At 71.1% G+C, this 4,463-nt stretch carries 2 protein-coding genes; both read left to right on the plus strand.

Annotated features, from left to right (window positions below):
• Nucleotides 1-1,490 (plus strand): DNA mismatch repair protein MutS (mutS, locus tag P409_RS27570; protein WP_034845938.1); only part of this gene is annotated, 1,490 nt, incomplete at its 5' end.
• A gap of 8 nt (nt 1,491-1,498) precedes the next feature.
• On the plus strand, nt 1,499-4,414 hold the full coding sequence (locus tag P409_RS27575; RefSeq protein ID WP_238578791.1) for a [protein-PII] uridylyltransferase: 2,916 nt from the start codon (nt 1,499-1,501) through the stop codon (nt 4,412-4,414).
• The last annotated feature ends 49 nt before the right edge of the window (nt 4,415-4,463 follow it).

The following is a 4,463-nucleotide window of genomic DNA, read 5'->3' on the forward strand; positions in this document are numbered from 1 at the left end:
GGGCACCGCGCTTCCTCGACCTGCCGCCGCTCCTCTCCCGCGCCGCGGCGGAGCTGGGGGAGCATGACGTGCTGGTCGACCGGCTGACCCGGGCGCTGGCCGAGGAATTGCCGCTGCTGGTCCGCGACGGCGGCTTCATCGCCCCCGGCTACCTGCCGGAGCTGGACGAGGTCCGCACCCTGCGCGACGAATCCCGCCGGCTGATCGCGGCGCTGCAGCAGCGCTACGCCGACGAGACCAAGATCCAGAACCTCAGGATCCGCCACAACAACGTCATCGGCTATCACATCGAGGTCTCGGCCAATCAGTCGGACAAGCTGCTGCAGCCGCCGCATGCCGGCACTTTCATCCATCGCCAGACCATGGCCTCGGCGATGCGCTTCACCACGGTGGAGCTGAGCACGCTCGAGCGCTCGATCGCCGAGGCGGCGGACAAGGCGCTGGCGCTGGAGCTGCGCCTGTTCGCCGACCTGGTGAGCGAGGTCACCGGCCGGGCCGAGGCGATCTCCGGCGCCGTACGTGCCCTGGCGTGCTTCGACGTCGCGGCCTCGCAAGCCGAGCTGGCGGTCGAGCGCCGCTACTGCCGGCCGAAGGTGACCGGCGGCACCGGCTTCCGCATCAAGGGCGGCCGCCACCCGGTGGTCGAGATCGCCCTAGCCGAGGCCCAGGCCGGCCCCTTCGTCGGCAATGACTGCGACCTGTCGGAAGACCGTCGGCTGTGGCTGCTGACCGGCCCGAACATGGCCGGTAAGTCGACCTTCCTGCGCCAGAACGCGCTGATTGCGGTCTTGGCCCAGATGGGCGGCTTCGTGCCGGCGGAGGAGGCGGAAATCGGCGTGGTCGACCGGCTGTTCAGCCGCGTCGGCGCCGCCGACGACCTGGCCCGCGGCCATTCCACCTTCATGGTCGAGATGGTGGAGACGGCGGCGATCCTGAACCAGGCCGGTCCGCGGGCGATGGTGATCCTGGACGAGATCGGCCGCGGCACCGCCACCTTCGACGGCCTGTCGATCGCCTGGGCCTGTGTCGAGCATCTGCACGAGACCACGCGCTGCCGGGCCCTGTTCGCCACCCATTACCACGAGCTGACGGCGCTGCAGGCGCGGCTAAAGCACCTGGCCTGCCACACCATGCGGGTGAAGGAGTGGCAGGGCGACATCGTCTTTCTGCATGAGGTCGCGCCGGGCACGGCCGACCGCTCCTACGGCATCCATGTCGCTCGGCTGGCCGGGCTGCCCGCTGCCGTGGTCGGCCGGGCGCAGGAGGTGCTGGAGGCGCTGGAGGCGGGCAAGGAAGGCCGCAGCGTCGCCCGTCTGGTCGACGACCTGCCGCTGTTCTCGGCCGCGGCCGCGCGCCCGACATCGGTGGCGGAAGCGGCGCCCAGGGGCCCGTCGGAGCTCGAGACCGCGGTTGCCGGGCTCGACCCCGACGCGATGACCCCGCGCGAAGCGCTCGAACGGTTGTATGCTCTGAAGGCCTTGCTCATTTAAGACAAATCATGCCCGACGAGTCCGCATCGCCCATTGGCGCCCGTCCCGGCCTCCGGGGCCGCCTCCGCCGCCTGCTGCCCTATGGCGCCGCCGCGGCACCGGCGGCCATGGCCCCGGTGCTGGCCGAGACCTGGCATGGCCAGACCATCCAGGCGCCGCTCGACATCGTCGATCCCGCGGCGCTGGAGCGGCGGCTGAACGAGGCGGCGGACAAGGGCGACGCGCAGAGGCAGCGGGCCGAGATCCTGGCGGCCCTGCGCGAGACGCTGGCCGCCGGCCGCGCCGTGATCCGGCGCCGCTTCGTCGAGGAGGTGGGGACGGCCGATGCCTGCGTCGCCGAATCCGCCTATCTGATGGATGTGCTGATCGGCGGGCTGGCCTCGCTGACCGTGTCGCGGCTGTTCCCGGTGTCGAACCCGACGGTGGGCGAGCGCTTCGCCATCGCCGCGGTCGGCGGCTACGGCCGGGGCGAGCTGGCGCCCTTCTCCGACATCGACCTGCTGTTCCTCCTGCCCTACAAGCGCAATCCGCGGATCGAGCAGGTGGTGGAGTACATGCTCTACCTGCTGTGGGACCTCGGGCTGAAGGTCGGCCACTCCGTGCGCTCGGTCGATGACAGCCTGCGCCTGGCCCGCACCGACACCACCATCTGCACCAGCCTGATGGAGACGCGGCTCTTGTGGGGCGAGCATTCGCTCTACGACACGCTGCGCCGCCGCTTCGTCGAGGAGGTGGCGGCCGGCACCGGCGCCGCCTTCACCGAGGCCAAGCTGGCCGAGCGCGACGCCCGCCACCGCCGCATGGGCGACAGCCGCTACGTGCTGGAGCCGAACGTGAAGGAGGGCAAGGGCGGCCTGCGCGACCTGCAGACGCTGTTCTGGATCGGCAAGTACCTGTACCAGGTCGACGACGTCGACGGGCTGGTCGCCAAGGGCGTGCTGACGACGGAGGAGGCGCGCCGCTTCCGCCGGTCGGAGAGCTTCCTGCTGGCCGTGCGCTGCCACCTGCACTACCTGACCGGCCGGGCCGAGGACCGTCTGACCTTCGACCTGCAGCCGGAGCTGGCGCGCGTCGCCGGCTACACCGACCATGCCGGTGCCAAGGGCGTCGAGCGGCTGATGAAGCACTACTTCCTGGTGGCCAAGGAGGTCGGCAACCTGACCCGCATCTTCTGCGCGGCGCTGGAGGCGGAAAGCCAGCGCCGGCCGAAGCGCGGCCTGGCCTTCCTGGGCTTCGCGGCGCCGATGGTCGACGGGCTGCCGCTCGACGGCGACCGCGTCAGCCTGGGCGGGGAGAAGCAGATCCGCGAACATCCGGTCGACATCATCCGGCTGTTCCGCGTGGCGCAGCAGCGCGACCTCGACATCCATCCGGCGGCGCTGAAGCTGATCACCCGCAACATCGACCTGATCGCCGGGCTGCGCGACGACCCGGAGGCGAACCGCATCTTCCTGGAGATCCTGACGGCGGAGCAGGACCCCGAGATCCCGCTGCGGCGGATGAACGAGGCCGGCGTGCTGGGCCGGTTCGTGCCGGATTTCGGCCGGGTCGTGGCCCAGATGCAGTACGACATGTACCACACCTATACGGTGGACGAGCACACGCTGTTCGCGCTCGGCATCCTGCACCGGATCGAGACCGGCGAGGCGGCGGAGACGCTGCCCCTGGCCACCCAGGTGATGCGCAAGACCGGGTCGCGCCGGGCGCTCTATGTCGCGCTGCTGTGCCACGACATCGCCAAGGGCCGCGGCGGCGACCATTCGATCCTGGGCGCGCGGGTGGTGCGCAAGCTCGGCCCCCGCTTCGGCCTGACGCCGGAGGAGACCGAGACGGCGCAGTGGCTGGTGCGCTGGCACCTGCTGCTCAGCGACACCGCCTTCAAGCGCGATATCGAGGACGAGAAGACGGTACAGGACTTCGCCGCCGCGGTGGAGAGCCCGGAGCGGCTGCGCCTGCTGCTGGTGCTGACCGCGGCCGACATCAGCGCCGTCGGCCCCGGCCGCTGGACCGCCTGGAAGGCGACGCTGATGGCCGAGTTGTACCACCGGGCCGATGAGCGGCTGTCCGGCGCCGACGAGGCGGTCGGGGTCGAGCATCGCGTCGACCAGGCCAAGGAGTCGCTGCGCCAGGCCCTGGCGGACTGGCCGCCGGAGGCCGTGGAGGCCTATCTCGGCAAGGCCAGCCGCGCCTATTGGCTGGCCTTCGACGGCGCCACCCAGGCCCGTCACGCCCGGCTGGTGCGGGCGGCGGACGAGGCGAAGGAGGCGCTGGCGATCGACATCCAGGTCGACCAGAAGCGCACGGTGGCCGAACTGACCATCCACACCGCCGACCATCCCGGCCTGTTCTCGCGCCTGGCCGGCGCCATCGCCGTCTCCGGCGGCACCATCGTCGAGGCCAAAATCTTCACCTTCGCCGACGGCATGGCGCTCGACACCTTCCTGGTGCAGGACGCGGTCGAGGGCGGCGCCTTCGACGCTCCGGAGAAGCTGGCCCGGGTCAAGGTCTCGATCGAGCGCAGCCTGTCCGGCGAGATGAAGATGTCGGCGGAGCTGGAGCGGCGGCACCGCAGCTATCCGCGCCTCCATTCGGTGTCGATCGCGCCGCGCGTGCTGATCGACAACGAGGCCAGCCGCACCCACACGGTGATCGAGCTGAACGGCCGCGACCGGCCGGGCCTGCTGCATGCCATGGGCCGGGCGCTGACCGGGCTGGGCCTGCAGATCTCCTCGGCCAAGATCTCCACCTTCGGCGCCCGCGCCGTCGACGTGTTCTACGTCAAGGACGTGTTCGGGCTGAAGGTGACGCACGAGGCCAAGCTGGCGCAGATCCGCAGCACGCTGGTCGAGGTGCTGGCCGACCCGGTGGCCAAGCCGCTGGCCGCCCCCAAGCGCCGCCCCCGCGCCCGCCGGTCCGCGGCATGAGTGTCGCTCCCGTGCCGGCCTTGGGTTTCCACTCTCCCCCTCCCCTTGC

The sequence above is a fragment of the Inquilinus limosus MP06 genome (genome assembly GCF_000767795.1).
GTDB classification, from domain to species: Bacteria; Pseudomonadota; Alphaproteobacteria; order DSM-16000; family Inquilinaceae; genus Inquilinus; species Inquilinus limosus_E.